This is a genomic window from Stenotrophomonas sp. WZN-1 (genome assembly GCF_002192255.1).
In the GTDB taxonomy this organism is placed as follows: Bacteria; Pseudomonadota; Gammaproteobacteria; order Xanthomonadales; family Xanthomonadaceae; genus Stenotrophomonas.
In genome coordinates this window covers 134,541-153,894 of the sequence record NZ_CP021768.1, presented here as the reverse complement: position 1 = coordinate 153,894, position 19,354 = coordinate 134,541, and the positions used below count along the sequence as shown (strand labels likewise).

Annotated in this window: 20 protein-coding genes; 12 read left to right on the top strand and 8 right to left on the bottom strand. The window is 59.0% G+C overall.

Annotated features, from left to right (window positions below):
• Nucleotides 1–351 precede the first annotated feature (351 nt).
• The 3 genes from CCR98_RS00655 to CCR98_RS20980 all read left to right on the top strand — a co-directional run bounded on the left by CCR98_RS00655 (nt 352) and on the right by CCR98_RS20980 (nt 4,296).
• Nucleotides 352–2,178 (top strand): ATP-binding protein, encoded by a 1,827-nt coding sequence (locus tag CCR98_RS00655; RefSeq protein ID WP_087921121.1) that lies wholly within the window; start codon nt 352–354, stop codon nt 2,176–2,178.
• A gap of 226 nt (nt 2,179–2,404) precedes the next feature.
• Nucleotides 2,405–2,926 carry a hypothetical protein gene (locus tag CCR98_RS00650; protein ID WP_075675693.1) on the top strand — a complete coding sequence of 174 codons (522 nt, stop codon included), beginning with the start codon at nt 2,405–2,407 and terminating at the stop codon, nt 2,924–2,926.
• The gene (locus tag CCR98_RS20980; protein WP_139319637.1) at nt 2,923–4,296 is read left to right on the top strand and encodes a hypothetical protein; all 1,374 of its coding nucleotides are present in this window, start codon (nt 2,923–2,925) and stop codon (nt 4,294–4,296) included. Before CCR98_RS00650 ends, CCR98_RS20980 begins: the two co-directional genes overlap by 4 nt.
• A 74-nt stretch (nt 4,297–4,370) precedes the next feature.
• Here CCR98_RS20980 and CCR98_RS00640 read toward each other — a convergent pair whose 3' ends face one another.
• Both CCR98_RS00640 and CCR98_RS00635 read right to left on the bottom strand, forming a co-directional pair.
• On the bottom strand, nt 4,371–5,078 hold the full coding sequence (locus CCR98_RS00640) for an AbiV family abortive infection protein (protein WP_087921120.1): 708 nt from the start codon (nt 5,076–5,078) through the stop codon (nt 4,371–4,373).
• 342 nt (nt 5,079–5,420) lie between these two features.
• Complete coding sequence (locus CCR98_RS00635; protein WP_049441866.1) at nt 5,421–5,714, bottom strand: metalloregulator ArsR/SmtB family transcription factor; 294 nt, start codon at nt 5,712–5,714, stop codon at nt 5,421–5,423.
• A 171-nt stretch (nt 5,715–5,885) separates the two neighbouring features.
• Between CCR98_RS00635 and CCR98_RS00630 the strand changes: the two genes are divergently transcribed.
• The 8 genes from CCR98_RS00630 (at nt 5,886) to CCR98_RS00600 (ending at nt 10,880) form a co-directional block, all read left to right on the top strand.
• Nucleotides 5,886–6,827: an MBL fold metallo-hydrolase gene (locus tag CCR98_RS00630; protein ID WP_232463132.1), complete on the top strand. Its 942-nt coding sequence runs from the start codon at nt 5,886–5,888 to the stop codon at nt 6,825–6,827.
• Complete coding sequence (locus CCR98_RS00625) at nt 6,824–7,264, top strand: hypothetical protein (protein WP_005420838.1); 441 nt, start codon at nt 6,824–6,826, stop codon at nt 7,262–7,264. Before CCR98_RS00630 ends, CCR98_RS00625 begins: the two co-directional genes overlap by 4 nt.
• Nucleotides 7,261–7,692 carry a DUF6691 family protein gene (locus tag CCR98_RS00620; RefSeq protein ID WP_087921119.1) on the top strand — a complete coding sequence of 144 codons (432 nt, stop codon included), beginning with the start codon at nt 7,261–7,263 and terminating at the stop codon, nt 7,690–7,692. The genes CCR98_RS00625 and CCR98_RS00620 overlap by 4 nt, the downstream gene beginning before the upstream one ends.
• Entirely contained in the window at nt 7,689–8,126 is a 438-nt protein-coding gene (locus CCR98_RS00615; RefSeq protein WP_075675697.1) for a TIGR01244 family sulfur transferase, read from the top strand. The genes CCR98_RS00620 and CCR98_RS00615 overlap by 4 nt, the downstream gene beginning before the upstream one ends.
• A gap of 18 nt (nt 8,127–8,144) precedes the next feature.
• A complete protein-coding gene (locus CCR98_RS00610; RefSeq protein WP_083663114.1) occupies nt 8,145–8,906 on the top strand; it encodes a sulfite exporter TauE/SafE family protein in 762 nt (253 codons plus the stop codon).
• Between the two features lie 4 nt (nt 8,907–8,910).
• Complete coding sequence (locus CCR98_RS21250; protein ID WP_232463068.1) at nt 8,911–9,258, top strand: hypothetical protein; 348 nt, start codon at nt 8,911–8,913, stop codon at nt 9,256–9,258.
• 26 nt (nt 9,259–9,284) lie between these two features.
• Nucleotides 9,285–9,458, top strand: coding sequence for a TonB-dependent receptor (locus tag CCR98_RS21245; RefSeq protein WP_232463067.1), 174 nt, complete (start codon nt 9,285–9,287; stop codon nt 9,456–9,458).
• A gap of 399 nt (nt 9,459–9,857) precedes the next feature.
• Nucleotides 9,858–10,880, top strand: coding sequence for a serine hydrolase domain-containing protein (locus CCR98_RS00600; RefSeq protein WP_269767708.1), 1,023 nt, complete (start codon nt 9,858–9,860; stop codon nt 10,878–10,880).
• A gap of 91 nt (nt 10,881–10,971) precedes the next feature.
• Here the strand turns inward: CCR98_RS00600 and CCR98_RS00595 are convergent, their stop codons facing one another.
• The 3 genes from CCR98_RS00595 to CCR98_RS00585 form a co-directional block, all read right to left on the bottom strand.
• Nucleotides 10,972–12,243 (bottom strand): DUF2254 domain-containing protein, encoded by a 1,272-nt coding sequence (locus CCR98_RS00595; protein WP_232463065.1) that lies wholly within the window; start codon nt 12,241–12,243, stop codon nt 10,972–10,974.
• A 95-nt stretch (nt 12,244–12,338) separates the two neighbouring features.
• Complete coding sequence (gene betT / locus CCR98_RS00590; protein ID WP_049468424.1) at nt 12,339–14,318, bottom strand: choline BCCT transporter BetT; 1,980 nt, start codon at nt 14,316–14,318, stop codon at nt 12,339–12,341.
• Between the two features lie 51 nt (nt 14,319–14,369).
• The gene (locus CCR98_RS00585; protein WP_075675700.1) at nt 14,370–15,467 is read right to left on the bottom strand and encodes a hypothetical protein; all 1,098 of its coding nucleotides are present in this window, start codon (nt 15,465–15,467) and stop codon (nt 14,370–14,372) included.
• Between the two features lie 252 nt (nt 15,468–15,719).
• On the opposite strand from CCR98_RS00585, the gene CCR98_RS00580 reads away from it, so the two are divergent.
• On the top strand, nt 15,720–16,088 hold the full coding sequence (locus tag CCR98_RS00580; protein WP_075675701.1) for an H-NS histone family protein: 369 nt from the start codon (nt 15,720–15,722) through the stop codon (nt 16,086–16,088).
• 674 nt (nt 16,089–16,762) lie between these two features.
• Here CCR98_RS00580 and CCR98_RS20970 read toward each other — a convergent pair.
• The 3 genes from CCR98_RS20970 to CCR98_RS00570 all read right to left on the bottom strand — a co-directional run bounded on the left by CCR98_RS20970 (nt 16,763) and on the right by CCR98_RS00570 (nt 19,351).
• Entirely contained in the window at nt 16,763–17,992 is a 1,230-nt protein-coding gene (locus CCR98_RS20970; protein WP_139319639.1) for a hypothetical protein, read from the bottom strand.
• A gap of 112 nt (nt 17,993–18,104) precedes the next feature.
• Nucleotides 18,105–19,043, bottom strand: coding sequence for an AAA family ATPase (locus CCR98_RS00575; protein ID WP_269767696.1), 939 nt, complete (start codon nt 19,041–19,043; stop codon nt 18,105–18,107).
• A gap of 80 nt (nt 19,044–19,123) precedes the next feature.
• Nucleotides 19,124–19,351 (bottom strand): hypothetical protein, encoded by a 228-nt coding sequence (locus tag CCR98_RS00570; RefSeq protein ID WP_155760248.1) that lies wholly within the window; start codon nt 19,349–19,351, stop codon nt 19,124–19,126.
• Nucleotides 19,352–19,354: the final 3 nt, after the last annotated feature.

Below are 19,354 nucleotides of genomic sequence, written 5' to 3'. Positions count from 1 at the left end.
CGGATCCCTTTCCGTCAGGAAAGTGGACGCTTTGGCAAAGTCAGTGCTGTAGGCACCAACTATGGCGAATCGCATGAGTACGAACTATGCCGAACTGTAGTTTCAGGGTGGGTTCCCAGATTCGACAGTTCAGGGAACTGCGGAACCAGCTGAGAGCGTACGCCTGTTTGGCCAGCCAAGAACGCATTCGTGAGAATGAAGCGTTAAGACTAGCGGGCCATCTTAGGTGCCGAAGGCTAGCGCCCTTGCTCAGGCCCTCAGATTGCCTCGGTTGCCGCTTCCGCAGCCTCGAGGCACTATCTAGTGGCGGCTGGCTTGGCTGCATGGAAGGCGCTCAGGGGGAGCGAAGATATGCGCTTGGAAGCAATCAGCATTACCAACTTTCGTTGCTATGGGGATGAGATCCGGGTCGAACTGGACGACTTGACTACTTTTGTCGGCCGGAATGACATCGGCAAGTCAGCGATTCTGGAAGCGCTAGAAATATTCTTCAACGCAGACGTGGTGGCCATGGAGCAGGGAGATGCTCATGTTCACAGCGTAGACAAGACCGTTTCGATCACGTGTGAGTTCTCGGAGCTTCCGCCAACACTGACGTTAGACGCGGGGGCAGATACCACGTTGGCCGATGAGTATCTTTTGACCTTGGACGGCCGGCTGAAAATTCGTAAAACCTACGACTGCACCAGCAAGAAGCCATCCGCAGAAGTGCTGGTGCTTGCGTTTCACCCCACTGCGGCCAATTACGACAACCTGCTGGAATTGAAGGAGAAGGAGCTCCAGAAGAGGGTGAAAGATCTTGGCTTGGCGGTTGCATTGAAGGGCAACCCTGGCATGCGCCGCGCACTTTGGGCGGCCGCTGGCGACCTCAAGCTTCAAGAGGTCGCAATCGCGGTCGGCAAGTCCAAGGAGGACGTCAAACGTATCTGGGACCAGATTGAGCCTCACTTGCCGATGTTCGCTCTCTTCCAAAGTGATCGGAGCAGTCGGGACTCGGACAGCGAGGTCCAAAGCCCGATGAAGGCAGCCGTCGCTGCTGCCATTGCAGAGGTCCAAGATGACATTGCTCGAATCCAAACAAAGGTTCGCGAGAAGGCCGAAGAGATTGCGAAGAACACGCACAGAGCTTTGAGCACGATCGATCCCAACCTTGCCAGCGAACTTACACCAGAGTTCAGCCCTCCCACCGCCGCCAAGTGGCAGGGACTGTTTTCGCTCGGCTTGAGCACCGACGATGGCATACCGTTGAACAAGCGAGGCAGCGGCGTCAGGCGGCTTGTGCTGGTGAGCTTCTTCAAAGCCGAAGCGGAGCGACGGCTCAAAACCAGCACCAAGCGCAGCATCATCTACGCGATCGAGGAGCCAGAGACGGCTCAGCACCCCAGCAACCAACGGATTCTCATCGACTCCTTCAAGGTGTTGTCAGAAGACCCCGGCTGTCAGGTCATATTGACCACTCACAGTCCCGGATTTGCCTCGGCGCTACCCCAGCAGAGCATTCGTTACATCTCTCGCCACTCCGACACGAAGAAGCCGCAGGTTGAGTCGGGGGTCGACGTGTTCGGTAAGGTGGCTGAAGCATTGGGCGTAACGCCTGACAGCCGGGTCCAGGTACTAGTGTGCGTCGAAGGTCCAACCGATGTACTAGCCTTGAAAGCCCTTTCCAAAGCGCTCCACGAGGTCGACTCCAACCTGCCAAATCTTTCATCCGATGAGCGACTTGCATTTGTTGTCCTAGGCGGTGGAACGCTGGAGCACTGGGTCAATCACCACTACCTGCGGGGCCTAGGCAAGCAGGAGGTGCACATCTACGACGGCGATGTCCCGGCATATGCCCTAAGCGCGCAGCAGGTCAATGACCGTGGGGACGGGTCATGGGCTGTCGTCACAACCAAGCATGAGATTGAGAGCTACTTGCACAAGGACGCAATTGCGCTCGCGTTCGGATTTGAGATTGAAGTCACTGATCACCCCATGGCGGGCAAAGCTGTTCCAAAGGTCTTCGGGGAGGCTTTTGTCGCCCACGCTGGCGTAGGCAGTCCGCTTAAAGACTCCAACGCCAAGAGAAAGTTGGCTCAGCATGCGTTCCCTTGCATGACAGCAGCCATGTTGGAAGAGCGTGATCCCGATGGCGAAGTTCGTGGTTGGATGCGTCGGCTAGGCGAGATGTTGGCTTAAATGCCCCTTTGGGTCGGAAACTGGCCTTCGTTACCCCCGATAAGAGTCCGTAGATCCAGAATTGGATATCTGCTCCCCAAGCCTAAGCTTTGGCAAATGCCCCCTTCCGGCCAGAAGCGGACACGCGGTGAGGGCGGGCCTGTCTACTGCATCCTGTCAAATTCAGTGTGGTGTGGTGTTGGCCGGTTAAGCCGCTAGACTTGTCACGTCTATGGAGGGGAGGGCTATGGCTGGCTTAGTCGAAATCTTGGTTCTTATACTCCTTAGTGTGGTGCTGTTCTATGTCGTGGCGTCCAGGGAGCGGGTCATCCGAGAACTGCGCGATCAGGCAAGTCAGCAGGGCAGGGATATCGCCGCGTTGCGACAGGTGATGGATGCAGTTGCGGATAGGGTGCTTCTCAGCCGCGAGCAACGTCGCGTCAAGTGGTTTGACGAACTGCCACCTCTCGCATTGGAAGACTTCAAATCACTCACTACGGGAGCCGAGCGCGAGCTGATCTTGGCGTGCGGGGGGGGCGATGACGCTGAAGTCCTAGGCTTGCACTACCGGCATGCCCACCTTGAATTTCGTTCGGATGGGGAAAAGGATGCGGTTGCCCACGGTTTCGCCCGCGAATGGGCGAAGGCTGAGACCGACCGTCCTGTTAAGATCTATTTGAACCAGTACGCGCTGACTTCCAAGATTGTTGGATTGAATCAAGATGGCTTCGTTAAGATCGCGCCGTACCGTGCGCGGCTTCCCGAATGAGTACATTGTCCGTTGATGAAGAGCTGGCGCTATTGCTAGCCGAACTTGAGAGAGCGAACGGCGGAAGCGTCGATTTCGATTGGAGCGAGGAGTTCGACTTCCCGAGCTTTGTAACAACAACCAATGGTCAGCAGTGTCACTTCACTCGATCAGCGCTCGCAAGCCTGCACAGATTGGCGAGGTTGCTCCATAAAAGTAGAAGTCCGTCGGCCACACGAATTGAACTTCCAGAATTCACCAAACAATTGCGGCGCGTGACTGCAAATGCGTTCGCTGATGGTCTTTTGAGTCGCGACGACGAGCAGTTATTGCGCGCAAGCAAGCGAGTACTGAAGAATATTTTAGACACGAGCATCGAAACTGCAGCAGGACGCGTTACGCACTATTTTCCAGCATGGACGACGGGTTTCGTAGCGAATAAGTATTTCTCACTTGGCCCACTTATCATCACCGATATTCGAGGCTGGCTGAAGTTGGTGGAGATATACTCCGGCATTGACGATGAAGTCCTCGATCCGACTTGGAAGGACGCTCTCCTTGGTAGTGCGCCTCGACCGAGCGCAAGTCGCACAACAAATTTATTGCATGAAATCGAGGAGGCGCTCGGCACCTGTGACGCAGTGATCGTCGTCCCCGTGGTCGGCTTTGAGATGGAGTACTCCCGCAAGTTGGCCAGGATCGTCAGCAAGACCTGTCTCGACGCCGTTTCTCTGTTGCATCAGAGTATCGAGGTGTTCCAGCGCCAGAGTCTTTACGATGAACGTTTGAGTCCATTGGACAGTCGTACGCTGTTTGAGGTTGACGGATATCTGGAAATCTCAGGCAAGATGAATCTGCGCCATAAAATGGGACCACGCCAAAATTCGTTCGTGACAGAGGAGGTCAACAGCCATCGGAGGGCTATTGAAAAGGTGGTGGACGGCCTGTTGAGCGAACGCACTGCAACGCATCCAAAGTTGTCTGCACGATGGGCGACGGCACTCAACTGGTTTGCCGAGGGATGCAGAGAGCCTGACGATGCGGTAGCGCTGGCGAAGATCGGTACGGCTCTCGATGTCCTCTCGTACGTCGGTAAGAAGGAAGGCATTATTCAAATGGCATGCAATTTCATCAATGCCGAACGAGGCAGTGTCGTTACGTCCGGGGCGCTCAGCATGACTATGGAGGGTCTCATCAAGCGCATTTACGAATATGGACGCTCTCAAGTGCTGCATGGCAACCATGTTGACCGTCTCAAGTCATTTGCAGACGATCGGCGTGTCGCTTCTCAGTTGACTGGGCACGTGCTGCGTGAAGCCTTGATCCGCTTTGGGAAGTACGAAGGTGCAGACGCCGATGATGCGTTTCGGGCAATGCCGTCGCGAGACTAATGATCTTCTTCTAGAAGTGAGTTGCGATTTCGCACATGCCTCTCGATGAAAGAAGCCACTCATCCTATTAAGAACTAGCTCCCAGTTTCGGGGTGTTTTTCAAGCTGCAGGCGCATCTGTTCAACAATGGTCTCGATGATGGCCTCATCGTTCAACTGGCCCTTAAAGTCCATTGCCTCAGTATTGTCTAAGAAAGCTCTTGCCACCATCGCGAATCGCCCTGGATCCGCCTCGATTCGCTTTAGTAAGCGAATAAAACCCTCCCCTCGGCGGAGGAAGTCCGCATTTAAGTACATGCATGCAGAGGCAATTTCCTCGTTAATAGTATTAATTGGATCGCTGAAAGAGCCGTCCTTATAGTCTACGTACAACCCTGTGTTTTTTATTTCGTTCATTTCCTTGTGAAATTTGTCCTGGAACTTTTTGAATTCCGCGCGGGCGGCATCCCAGTCGCGACACTCGCGTGCAGATCGTTCTTCGTCCGTTGGCTCTGCGTTGTACGCGTTTGCGTGGTTCTTTACTTTGTGGTCGCGAAAGCTCCTCGTGAGCTGAGCCTCATTGAAGTCGTTCCCTGTGAGGATCGATACAACCGCGCCACCTAAAATGTCCACTTTAGAACACTCCTCCATCGAAATTTGGTGGAGTGTAGCGGCGCGGGCGAAGGCACCGCTTTTCCCAAGAGTCTGTGCCTCCGAGTACAGAGCGATAGCATTCGTGTGGATCAATTCCGCGCCCACGATCAAGCTCTGCATGCGCGACATCGTGTCCTTAGCAACGGTCATGTTCTAATCTTTTAGGTTGGCAAGTCGCTTGGCGACTGAATAGTACATGAGTGGCTCCTCGCGCAAGAGAGGAAGATAAGCAGGTGTCCCAACAAAGCAAGAAGCTTTGGCGCACATAAAGCTGTGCAATAAATCGCACAGGATGCAGTGCGCAGCCCCCTCTCGGGGTGTCTGCTTTCGGCCATAAGCAGACATCCACCCCATCCCTGATAAACATCCCTAGGCCGCAGCAGACCTCGAGCCTGCTGCGGTCAATTGGTTTTGGGGCAGACTACGCCAATGGCCTAAATTCCCCTAGGTCAGTGAGTCTAGCTCGTCCCTTCTAGGACGCCTTAGGCCACTTCAAGTTGATGCATCGTCCGCACAGAAAATCCCATGCATCGCGCCCAGCAGTGCTGCAACGCGCGGGTCTGCCATGCGGTAGATGATCGACCGCGATTCCCGCCGGGTCGCTACAAGCTTTCGTTGGCGGAGTTCGGCCAGTTGCTGGGAGAGCGCCGGCTGTCGAATGCCAGTTGCGTCCTCAAGTCCGCCCACCGTCATTTCACCTTGCGCGAGCTGGCATAGCAGCAACAGGCGCGAGGGGGTGGCCATGAAGCGCAGCAACTCGGCCACTTCGGGCACGCGCTCCTTCATCGTGGCTAGGTCAGACGGGCTGAATGGGGGGCTGGTCACAGGCAATGGCAACTTGGGCGGCTGAGGTGATGCGAACACCATGGGTAACCCGTTCAATCTAGCATGTTTCAATAGTTGCACATATTACGTAACTATGTAATTCTCAGGCCACGAAGCCTCCTGGAGCCAGTCATGATCCCATCCGTAGAGACAGACGCCCCCCTGGAGCAGGCTGTGCGCCTAGTCAGCGATGCGCGTGCCGGCCTGCTTCCCTCGCCTTCCGTGAAGACGTTCTTCGATCCTGCTACGTTCACTGCCAGCCACGTCGTACGCGATCCAACGTCTTCAGCGTGCGCCATCATCGACAGTGTCCTGGACTTCGACATGGCCGCAGGCCGCACGTCCACGTCCTCCGCATCGGCGTTGGTGGACTACGTACGTGCCGAGCGCCTGCAGGTTCAATGGTTGCTGGAAACCCACGCGCATGCCGACCACCTGTCCGCGGCTCCATGGCTGCAGGAGCAGGTGGGAGGCGCGCTGGCTATTGGCGAACACATCACCGCAGTCCAGGAAACCTTCGGCAAGGTCTTCAACGCCGGCACTGCATTCAAGCGGGATGGCAGCCAGTTCGATCGCCTGTTCGCCGACGGTGCCTCCTTCCGCATCGGTAATCTGCAGGCGATGTCGCTGCACGTGCCAGGCCATACCCCCGCTTGTCTGGCGTACGTGATCGGCGACGCCGTATTTCCTGGAGACACGCTGTTCATGCCGGACTACGGCACCGCCCGATGCGACTTTCCAGGTGGCTCGGCGCGCCAGTTGTATCGCTCGATCCAGCGCCTGCTGTCCCTGCCCGACGCCGCCCGCGTATTCCTGTGCCATGACTACAAAGCCACCGGCCGGGACCATTTCGCATGGGAAACAACCATCGGTGCCGAAAGGACAACAAACATGCATGTGCACGAGGGCGTGAGTGAAGCCATGTTCGTGGAACTGCGGGAGGCTCGTGATGCCACGCTTCCGATGCCACGGCTGATCCTGCCGTCAGTGCAGGTCAACATGTGCGCCGGCCATCTGCCCGAACCCGAAGAAAACGGCGTGCGCTACCTCAAGCTGCCGGTGGACCTGCTATGACGCTCTCTCATCTGGCCTGGTATTGGCCGCTCGCTGGCGGTGCCATGATCGGAACAGCGGCCGGAGCCTATCTACTCCTTCTCGGGCGCGTTGCTGGCATCTCGGGTCTGCTTGCCAGGACACTGGGCATGCCGGGTGACGGCGGACGCAGCAGTGCTGCCCTGTTCCTGGCGGGACTTGCCCTGGCGTCAGGCTTGGCAATGGTGGCCAGGCCCATACCCCTGCCGGCGCTCTCCGCAAACGGAGCAGTGGTATTGGTGATTGCCGGACTGCTGGTGGGTTACGGAACTCGCCTTGGCGCTGGCTGTACCAGTGGGCACGGTGTCTGCGGACTAGGCCGGGCATCGCCGCGTTCGGTGGTGGCGACCTGCGTGTTCATGCTCGTGGGCATGGCCACGGCAACCCTGGTACAGATTGCGACCGGAGGCCCGGCATGATCCGTCTTGCCGCGTTCCTGTGCGGCGCACTCTTCGGATTGGGCCTGGTCGTATCCGATATGGCCAACCCAGCCCGCGTGCTTGCTTTCCTGGATGTGAGCGACGCCTGGGACCCCTCCCTGGCCCTGGTCATGCTGGGCGCACTGATTCCTTCCGGCGCAGCCTACCTGTGGATACGCGCCCGAGGAACACCACTGCTTGCCGCATCGCTGCACATTCCCACCCTTCGCATCATCGATCGGCGCCTGGTCATTGGTGCGGCGATATTCGGCCTGGGTTGGGGACTGGCTGGCGTGTGCCCCGGCCCAGCCATTGCGTTGCTGGGAACCGGCCAGCCCTTCGCGATCATCTTCGCCACGGCAATGATCGCTGGTGTGCTCCTGCATGGCCTCATTCATCGCCCCACTACAACTACGGGACAACCATGAACCTCAAGCCACTATCTGCCAGCCTCAAGGTGTCCGGCCAGCTCCTGCCAGGGAATATTGAAGCCCTGAAGGAGCAGGGCATTGCGAGCGTGATCTGCAACCGGCCCGACGACGAACAGCCGGAGCAGCCCAGTCACCATGCGCTGCAGGCTGCCTGCCACCAGGCGGGCATGCAGTTTGCCTATCTCCCGGTGGTGCCTGGCGTCATTACCGATGATCAGGTGAAGACCTTTGCCAAGTTGATCGACGCGCTGCCGCGCCCTGTTGCCGCCTACTGCAGAACCGGCACCCGTGCTGCGATGCTTTGGGCGCTGTCGGAAGTCGTTCACAATGGAGCGGCGTTTGCCGACGTCCTGTCTGTTGCTTCGGACGCAGGCTATGACCTTTCCTCCATCGCAACACGGCTGCAGCAAGGACCGGCGTCCGGCGGCTGACATATGGAAACGCTATCTCTGCTGCAGTGGGTGCTGGGCGGCCTGTCTGGCGTCCTGGTCGGCTTCGTCCTCGGGGTGGTTGGCGGGGGCGGATCCATCCTGGCGGTACCACTGATGCTCTACGTGGTCGGAGTGGAAGATCCGCATGTGGCTATCGGCACCAGCGCCCTGGCAGTGGCGGTCAATGCGGTGTCGAATCTGGTGATACATGCCCGTAGAGGGAATGTTCGTTGGCCCTGTGCCTCGGTCTTCGCCCTGGCGGGGATCGCGGGCGCCTACCTGGGTTCCAGCTTGGGCAAGGCGTTCGACGGCAAGAGGCTGTTGGCGCTGTTTGCTGTGGTCATGATCATTGTCGGCATCGCCATGCTTCGCAGGCGCAACACGCTTGGCTTCGCGGACGCTCGGCTCGGCAGACGCAACGCGGCCGCACTGATTGGGCTGGGCGCCACCGCCGGCGGGCTTTCCGGCTTCTTTGGAATTGGCGGAGGGTTCCTCATCGTGCCCGCACTGGTGGCCGCGACGGGAATGCCGATCATCGCCGCCGTCGGAAGCTCGCTCGTCGCCGTCGCCGCATTTGGCATGACCACCGCATTGAACTACGCGCATGCAGGTCTGATCAACTGGAAGCTCGCGGCAGTCTTCGTCGTTGCCGGAATGGCTGGCGGTACTGCAGGAGCAGCAACTTCGACGAAGCTTGCCAGCTATCGTGGAGCCCTGAACACGGTATTTGCAGTACTGATCTTCATTACTGCCGCATACATGCTGTGGAAGGTGAGCTGACCGGATGTATGCCAGCCCCCGCCAAGGCCTACGTTGGGTCACCTTCACCGAGGGCGGCGCGCAGCAGGAGCAGTTCAACGATGAAACCCAGCGCGGCCCGATCCTCAATGCCACCTGGCGGCCGGACACCGCGCTGGCCGAGCTGGTGGTGAATGCTGGTGTGGATGGCCAATGGCAGGACAACATCGTCCAGCGCTACCGCACCGTGCAGCGCCAGCGCCAGCGCCAGCGCCAGGCTACCCTGCGCGACTGGGACTTCGATCTGGATACGCGCGGTGCGTACGTGCAGGCGGTGATATACCCGATCGACCGGCTCAAGCTGGTACCGGCGCCCTGCGCTGGACGTCGCTGAAGTCCGTCGAGAACAGCAATATCGGCGTGGCCAACGGCAAGACCCTCAGCCATGTGTCTCCCCACTTCGGGGCAACGTACGATCTCGCTCCCGGCATCGCCCTGTTTGCGGGCTACTCGACCGCCTTCCGTGCACCGTTCGGCTTCATCGGTCTTGCAACGCCGGAGCCTGAAACGTCCACCAACGTGGAAGGGGCCTGAAACGTCCACCAACGTGGAAGGGGCCTGAAGCTGTCACTGCTTGGGCGTGGACTTTCCGGCGCCGTTACGGTATTCCGGCAGAAGCGCGAAGACGTGGCGGTATCCGAGACTGTCGAGCTGCATCCGCGTTTTCAAGGTTGGTTGGCCTCGCGGCTAAGCTCCCGATCTTGAGCTCCCAGCCGGCCCGACGACGTGGGACCGCCTCATCGCGTGCACAGCGAATGCCATCCGTAGAGACGGGGAAAGTCGGCGCGTTGGAAAGGGTCCGTCAATAGTCGTGGCTGTCATTGTCCCTATATCATCGCCACCTACGGAGCCAACAACTCATCGCCGATGCCGAACGCCCCGACACGACGCCGCCTCTGTACCGCCCTGCTCACCGCAGGTGCTGGGCTGATTGTGCCTGGCGTCCGAGCAAGCAGGCGACTGTCTGGGAGCCGCCAGTCGTTGACGGCCCTGCTTGAGGCTGAGCACCAGCCGGGAATGGCTGCAGTCGTCGTGGAGCGAGGACGGGTCGCCGAAACAGGCACTGCGGGACTGCGCAGGGATGCCAGCGCCGCGCGGGTCGATCGGCATACCGTGTTCGAAATCGGCTCTATCACCAAAGTATTCACTGCCCTGCTGGTGTTCCGGCTCCGGCAGTGGGGCTGGCTTGATACGGACGCCCCTATAGGACGCTACTTGGATGCACTACCAGTGGCATGGGAGCCCATTGCACTGTCGCGCCTGCTGAGCCATACATCCGGCATTCCGAACTACCTGAACGAGCGCAACTTTCTCGAATTGATGCCGATGGATCCTGCGCCTAGAGAACTATTGGCAATGGTCGGGAAAGCGCCCCTCGAGTTCGCCCCAGGAACACGATTCGCTTATTCGAATACGAACTACATACTTCTCGGCCTTGCCATTGAGCGGGTGACGGGCATGGACTACTGGCAGTTTCTGCAGGACGAAATCCTGGGGCCGCTGGACATGCGCGATGCCGGGCCCCGTCGCACCGGCGACCGCCGCAGCATTGCCCAAGGACACCTCTACCAGGATGGACATTGGCTCGATCCGCCCCTCACCGCACCGGGCTCCGCCTGGGCTGCTGGAGGGCTGCTCGCCAGCATCGACGACATGGCACGTTTCGCCGTAGCGCTGGACCGGGGCGATCTGCTGCCCCATACATTGCTGCGTGAGATGTGGCGCGGCACACGCCTTGCCGACGGTACCACAGCCAGCTGGGGCGCTGGCTGGGAGTTGGCTGAGGACGGCGACGTGGTGGGGCATGGCGGCGGGACGGCAGGCTTTACGGGATACATCCGACACGTTCGTTCGCTGCGGCGAACCGTCGTAGTGCTTGTCAATCGCGCTGGAGACATCGGCCCGCAGGGCATCGCTGAGCGCCTGGACTTAGGGTTGCGCGCAAGCAAGGGCTGAACCGCCCGGGTACCAACTCACGCTCGCTAGCAAGCCCAATTCAACCAGCTGCCACAGGTTGTCCCCAGCTTGAGAGTACCTCGCAGCAGGATCATCGCTCCAACGCCGCGGCTTGAATTGCCCTTCGATCAAGTTCGAATTCGAGTGCTTGGATAGCTCGGGACAGTGCTGTACGGGCGTGCTCTACTGCCGCGTTCACAACGGCGGGGTCTGCTGACCGTGCTAGCGCCCCGAATGCCTTCTGCAGCCGGATGTTGACCTCCAGCGAGCCGGCCGCATCCCTGGAGATTGGTGTGAATGCATCCTCGAACATGTCGCGGACATCGAGGCACTGCACGTGCACATGCGGATAGAGCACATCACACGTCTCAGCGTCCCCGGTGTGGCTGGCCCATGCACAGAGCAGCCTGACACAGGTCCCGATGACGTCGATGCAGGTGCCAGGGTCGTTCACCGCAGGTGACATGGCTCGCTGGGCAATTTCCGCAAGCACGACCAGCCCGAACCGTGGGTCATTCTCGATGGAGCGCGTGTCACTGAAGGAAATGGCTGAGATCACTTCACTCTGCACTTCCGGAAGCGGGCTCCCTTCGATGGCTATCAAGGGACGGGCTGGGGTCGCGAACGTACCCGGCTGGCAGAGCAGATGAACGCGCAGATCATGTTCCCGTGCAATGCCGTCGATCCGGGCGACGTCCACATGTTCAACGTACGCAACCTGATCGCCAACCAGCAGTACCGCCCCCTCCCCTACCGGGACCGCACTGGCTCCGCCGAGTCGAGGCTCCTCGGCGCGGCGCTTCATTGCCGCTTTGGTCGCCCGCTCCACCAGATCGATGGTTTCGCCAACGCGGCCAAAGCGTGAGAACTGCTCGATAGCCCTGAGCAACGTCACTGTGATGACGATGATGACCGCGATGGTTGCCCCGAACAGCACAAGCCGGCCGCTGTCTCCGTAGATGCCGGTGCTGAGCGCGATGAGGCCCACGATCGAGAACAGGAAGGCACCAATGAAGGTGGCCAGCGCACCTTGGGCCCGGGTGTCTTCGATCAGCAGGCGGGCCGCGCGCGGGGTGGCGCTGCTCGACGCGGACCCGTAGGCCGAGACCATGGTGGACAGCGAGAAGGTGGTGACCGTCAGCATCGACGCGGCAAGTATGCCAAGAATGTTACCGACGGAATCGGCGCCGATCCGTGCGGCAAGGCCGGTGGGAATGAGGAACTTCAGGAACGCGCCGGCCAACGCCGTGATGATGCCCAGGGCGCCATACAGGGTCGAGCGGAACCACATCCGCTTTGTAACTTTGCTGGCTGCAAGCCTCAATCTGGTGAGCACGGGCAACTTCCTGGGCAGTTGCGCCATCAATAACACGGTCGGGCGCCGAGGACACGTCAACGCAGGGTCACGCCCGGCCCAAGGCAGATGCCGCTCCTCCGGGCGGCATCTGTGTACGGATTCTACGAGCGCACCTTGTCCAGGAACTGACGGTGGCGCTCGTACTGATCGAGCACATCGTGGATAAGCTGAACCTTGGTCCACCCCATGACGTCGTAGTCCTGCCCGCCCTCCCGCAGATAGACCTCCGCTCGGTAATGACGGGTACCCTCGCTGACCGGTCGACGGGGATCCTGCAGGGCGAACGTCGGCGGCTCATAGGGCTGGGGCCGTACGGAGTAGAAGAAGTCCATCTCCTCGCCATGGCCAACCTGCAGCCACGCACGACCATCCTCCCCCTTGGAGACCTGGACCGGAAGATCCTGCTTGCGCAGCTCAGCCGCAACCTCTTCCAATGCAGGAATGACGCGCTGCTCGATGAAGCCGGTCACCTCGATCTTCAACGGGTTGTGCGCCAGCAGGCGCAGGCGCGCCCGCCAATCCTCGCTGGTGCCCGGCAGGATACGTGCCTCCCGCAGGATCGAGCGCTTGGTCGCATCGAGATGCATGGCCTTCAGCAGTCCCCAGCACATCAGGATCATGACGATCGTAAATGGCAACGCGCTGGCAATGGTGGCTGCCTGCAACGACTCCAGCCCGCCGGCCACCAACAGGGCAATTGCCAGGCCGCCGACCAGCAGCGCCCAGAAGATCCGCTGCCAGACCGGCGATTCCTCCTCACCCTTCGAGGTGAGCATGTCGATTACCAGGGCGCCGGAGTCCGCTGAGGTTACGAAAAACAGCGCAACCAGGATGACAGCAAGCGAAGAGGTCAGCATGGTCAGGGGCAGGTGTTCCAGGAACTCGAAAAGCGCCATCGAGCTGTCGGTTGAGACCGCCTGCACCAACTGCTGGATGCCCTCTGCCCGCACCATGTGCAACGCGGTGTTGCCGTAGATGGTCATCCACAGGAATGTGAAGCCAAGCGGCACAAGCAACACCCCTACCACGAACTCACGGACGGTGCGTCCACGTGAGATGCGCGCGATGAACATGCCAACGAAGGGCGACCACGCAATCCACCAGCCCCAGTAGAACAGCGTCCAGCCACCCAGCCAACCGGTGGGTTCGTAGGCATAAAGGTTGAAAGTCATCGAGAACAGCTGGGAAACGTACATGCCGGTGTTCTGCACCAGTGCCTGCATCAGGTGCACGGTGGGTCCACAGACCAGGACGAAGGCCAGCAGCGCCGCCGCCAGGATCATGTTGAGCTCGGACAACCTGCGTACGCCGCTGTCCAGGCCAGCCACGACCGATCCGGTGGCCACCAGTGTGATGACGGTGATCAAGCCAACCTGGGCGAGCGTACTGACCTCCAGGCCGAACAGGTAGTTCAGGCCGGCGTTGATCTGCATGACGCCCAGTCCCAGCGAGGTGGCCAGGCCGAAGATGGTACCCAGCGCGGCAAACGTGTCTACGGCATGTCCCAACGGGCCGTGGATACGGTCGCCGATGAGCGGATACAGCGCGGAGCGGACACGCAGCGGGAGATTGTGTCGGTACGCAAAGTACGCCAGCGACAGCGCTACCACCGCGTAGATCGCCCATGCGTGGATGCCCCAGTGGAAGAAGGTGATGCGCATCGCCTGGCGGGCAGCGGCGGCGGACTCAGGCGAACCAACCGGCGGCGTGGCGTAGTGCATGATGGGCTCGGCAACGCCAAAGAACATCAGACCGATGCCCATGCCGGCAGCGAACAACATTGCGAACCAGGAACCGTAGCTGTAGTCCGGCGTACTGTGGTCAGGGCCGAGCTTGATGCGGCCGTAACTGCTGATGGCGACGCCGACGACAAAGACCAGGAAGCCGGCTACTGCAAGGATGGTGAACCAACCTGCATCGTTGGCGGCCCATGACTTGGCCGCGGTGAACCACCGCGTGGCCATTTCGGGCGCGAAGGCGGCAAGCGCGAGCAGCGCGATGACGATGGCTGCCGTGGGAATGAACACCTGCGGAAGGATCCGCTGGCGAACGGGGGGATGTTGCGGAGCCGTGCTCTGCATGGATACCTCCGTGTTATTGGGTGGAAGAACCTGCGGCTTGCGCGAGGCCGATCAGAAGTAGAAGCCGATATTGAGGTTCAGCCGCGAATGCCAGCTGGAAGGGCCTCCTTCGTCGATGCCGATACCATCACCACCAGCAAACCACATGTTGCGGCCAGCGATCCAGTCGACATAGGTGAGCATGATGCCTTTCTGCAGGCTGCAACCGGTCACGTTCTGCCACGAATCACGAAGCCCCGCGCGGTGCCCGACCGGGCGGGTCATGCTGAGGTTGTTATAGCAGGTGATGTCATCCAGCCAGCCCTTCTGGCCGAACGAATAGGCGATGTTGGCGCTTGGCACATCCGCCTGCGCTGCAACCTGGAAGGGGGATTGGAACGCCGACAGTGCGATGCGATCTCCGGGCACGTCATACCGGTACCGCGCCCACTGCAGCTGCGCGGTCCAACCATCGCGCTGCCACTGTGCATGGAGGGCCGCGCCCTGATGACCGTAGTGACGCCGTGTCTGAGTGTTCTGCACCTTGCCAGCAAACGCTGATGCGCCCAGCAACAGTTCGCCGCCGCCCCAGTCGCGCGCGCTCTCCACGCGTGCATGCAGTCGTTGCCGCTCGCGATACGGCAACGCCTCGGTCTGCGCGACATCAAAGGAGTAGCGATCGTAGCGAGCCCCGGACCCGTATTCGTCTCCGGAGAACCAGCCAAGATGCCAAGTTGTGCTGCCGCTGCGGTGAATCACTATAAGGCCCGGATCGTAATCATCCTCGACGCCCAGGTAGTAGCCGGAGCCGAACCAGAAACTCTGCGAAACGGTAGGGAGCAGCCCGAACGGGACTTGCTGGATACCTACCTTCAGCTGGGTAGCATCGGAGAACTGCCAGCCCGCGTACGCGTGATGCACGGCGTCGAAACCATCGTACCAGCGGTACTGGGCAGAGAAGGAAAACGGTCCGGTTCCAGCGTCAAGATCTGCGCGCAGCAGTTCAAGCTGCAGGCGGCTGGTCGGCCCGTAGTCGAGCCAGCCATAGTTGAACCTGACGGCGCCTCCTGGATCAAAGTAAGGATCTCTATGGAGGTTATCCTCAGAAGCATCTGCAGCCAGCGAAGTTCCCGCCAACGCGGCAGCGACAATGAAGGGAATTGATCTCACGGTTATGCGCCTTGCCTCCCTGATCTGCTACGGAAAGCACTTGAGTCTAACGTCGATTCATCCAATGCCTCAAACTGGCGTTCTCAAAGAACTCTTGGCGACGCCACGTGAAAATCATGTGCAGTGAGAGAGTAGCTAACACGATCCACTTTTTAGTAGTCGATCCTGTGATTGAGCGACTCATAGTGGATGTGGAGTGACACGCAATGTCATTTGAGAATAGGCTAGGGCCTCGACACCGGGGAAGAATTCATGACTATTGATATCAGCGGCCTTTCTGCCAAGGAACTTCGCTCACTGATTGCTCAGGCGGAGAAGCAGCAGTCCAAAGTGCTGTCACGCCCTAAGGCCACAGCGATGCGCGCCAAGATCAACAAGTACGTCAAGGATCATGGATACACGATAGAGGAACTCTACGGCGCTTCAGTGATCGTGCCCTCCGAAACCGCCAAGAAGCGAGGTGATCGGAGGTCTGCCAAATCGACAGTGCCCAACACCGCCCCCAAGTACCGCAATCCTGCAGTGCGCGGCCAGACGTGGTCCGGTCGAGGGCGGCAACCGCGATGGATAGCCGAGCTGGTAGCAAGCGGAAAATCACTGAATGACTTCCTGATCAAGTAGTGATAGCGGGGCAGCCGTACACCGGTACCGCAGCAAGTCCTGAGAATCATTAGTCATCAGATCGAACAGGATGCTGGTGCGCGGAATGCCCTGCCAGGTTGGCGATCAAAGATTTCAGCTAGTCGCAGTTGATGTGACAGCGGGCGAACAGCAGGCGCTCCCCTTGCCTTTGGAGAGTGCGCTCAGGCAGCAATGATTGCAGTATCCGCTTCTGGCCAGAAGCGGACCTGGATCAGGGCCAATGCGGCCGGGATAGCTTCGGGCCGCTGCGATCCTAGGCAACTCGGTCACTTCACCAGGTTCCAAGAGACGCCGGTGTCGAGCGGTACAGCCTACTAGCGTCAGCGAAAGCAACGGCGTTAGGTCAAAGTTGCGTCGGATCCGAAGGATTAGAGCCCTCATGGCAAACCCTCGTCATGTGAACTCTCGCTAGAATCAGCTAAACCTCCGGGGCGGCAATGGCCAGTAGAAGTCAGCTTCGCCAAGCAATCATTGAAGCTCAGGCTTCGCTACGCTTGGAGGGCCTGCCCATCGGAGATCGAGATGATGACATCTATGCCGCAGCCATTGATGGTTCGCTCCGTAGACCGTTGCGCGATCTGGTCTTGAAGCGTATTCGCGCCGAGTTGGGGCTGGCTCACGAGACGAATGAAAATTGACAGAGGCCGCGAGGGCTAGGCGACGCTATGTCGTCGCCGGCCACCAGACGGCTGTTTTCGTAAGCGGTTTTCACTTAGCGCCTTCAGCACGTTTCGTGCTCCGAGCATCACCGAGAATCCCACATCCAGCGACACATTGCATCGCTGGCCGATTTGCTTGGCTGCCTGCTGAAGTTTGCGGTGGGATCCCGCTTGGTCTGCATCTCCTTCAACCATCTGTAGCGCAAGATCCATTGCCCTGTTCAAGTGAACTCTTTGACTGTACGGACCTTGCTCTTCGTATCTCAATTTGTACTCCTCGTAGACGTCAAGGTGCATCTCTCGTAGCAACTGCCTATTGAGCCTGAAGCGTCTAAGTACAACTTTCATCTGCGGCACATAGTGGTCTTTCTCGGATGCTTTCAGAACATCTGAAAAGCATTTGGCACATCGCTCGAGCCGCTCCGCATGCCTCCCAACAGGTAGCTTTAACGTTGCATAGCTAAACCAAAGATCCAACAGCGGCTCGGAAGCCGCCGCATCCGGGCTTAGCAAGATGTCGCGTGCTGAGATGGACTGGAGAGCGCAGAGATTGACAATGGCACGAATGGTCGTCCGACCCCTGCTCAAGTTCTTGGTAGCGCGGTAGAATTCCGCCTTGAGAGCGTTAGGATATGCCCGCCTCATCGGATGGCCGTCAACGAGCAGTTTCACGAATCGAACGTAGTTTTCGAAGGGAATCTGGGGTTGTGAGGGCGTCGCGCAAAGTTCGATTATGGATGCAAGCTGCTGCTGACCCCATGCCTCGTCGCCAGTAATCGCTGCGGCGGCGCCATCACCGGAAAGCGATTGCTTGCATTTGTGGCATCTTCTGCGCCGCTGGTAGTCTGTTGAGCTCGGCTGGTCCGCGCCACACCTTGAACAGGTGGTTTCGAGCTTGCATTTATGCAGGTCACACTCAGCTTGAATGTCGACGATCCACGATAGCGGCTCATATGAGAGATCATCGTCCCAATCGCGGTAGCACACTGGGCACCAGCGGCGGCGCGTTGTGTCTCGGCCTCCTCCGTAGGTTGCCAGTACGTCCTCCAAAACCCAGAATGTGCCGCACTGCAGGTCGTCCTGGGCGGTCAGCATCTTGAGCGTGCTGATACGGTGACTGAAGTCACGGCTGGGACCGCAATACTTGCCCGAGCCCATGACTTGTCCTCTACGCCCACCAGCAATAGCTGGACCGACTATCGACATCATATTGGCCATGGTCACGCCGACTGTCCACGCTTGCCGTAGAACGTAGTGCTCCAAGGATTCAACTCGCGACGTTCCCACACCCTTCAATTGAAGTGGAGGCAAGGACGACCAGGTAAATCGGTGAATGCTAGACTTCACGGCACACCTCCCCATAAGAGGAGGCCCAACTAGACTTGAGCTGTTTCGCTCTGGCTGTGACGCTTCCAGCTTCCATTGCATCCTCGAATTCCTCGATATCTCGCCAAAGGTTGGCAAGATCGTTGTCTGAATAGTAGGAGGCCTCTATGTGACGTTTAAGGATCCGCTCGCTTCCTTCCTGCTTGGCCGCATCCGCAGCTCGCGACAGAAGTTGAGCCACCTCTCCATAGACACCTCCCGTCGCGACCAGTAGATCCGCCGCCATTCGAATCAATAGGTCCTGTTTAGAGAAATTGTGCCTTTCGCTTAGCGACATAAGGAGGCGCAAGAATGGAGCCCGGTCCTCCTTTCTTCTAACGCTATATGGCGGAACCCATATAGACGTCACACTTCGGCGAAGCTCGGATCCGATCGACCAGAGTTGAACTGCCCTGTGGATTCCGCTCATTATCAGCATCGACCCGGCGGACTCTGCTAACGTCATCAAGTGCAATGCATGGTCTGCAGGTGACTTGTCTTTGTGATTCACCAGAAGCGCTGATATTTGATCGATAGCGACATACTTGCAGTCACGCGCAATCATGGACCGCGTCACAGACGACCAACACTCCGCTTCGGTGAGCCTGAGTTGATACCGTCCAAGTTGAAGGTCTCTGTCGCGCACTTCGGCTTGAATGTCCGAAGGGGGAATTGACCGAGGTGATCTGCCCTCCAGCGCCCAAGTCAGAGTCGGCGCGTTAAGCTCTTGCAACAACTCGCGGGCGAGATATCGCGAACTGAAGTATGCTCCAACTGGCAAGCACGCAAACGTCTCGATGGCAGGAACTTTTCCCTTTTCCCACAGGTTTGGATTCCCAAACATCTCACGCATAACGCTCCGACGCATCGTGGTCTTCCCTACACCGGACGGACCGATGACGTAGACCATATGCCCCGGTCTGTGATTGTCTAGGGCTGCCCTCAGTCGATCTCGCGGCCGTCTGTATGCTGAGTGCTGGAGAAGTTCCATCAGAAATCCTCCGCTTTGTCGAGCGCTTCTACACCTTCCTGCGAAGGGCCTATATCTTGGCCCTCGTGACTGGTGGATTCCGCCAGCTCTGCCAGGTGGGAGAGGAGTGCAATCGCAATGATTAATGCAGCCGCGAACCGCCTCCTGGCGTGCAGTTTTCGCGCGAGATCGTCGCGCCGCCGCCTTGCATCGGCGCCCCACCGGAACTGATTTGAGTCGGTAGTCACCAT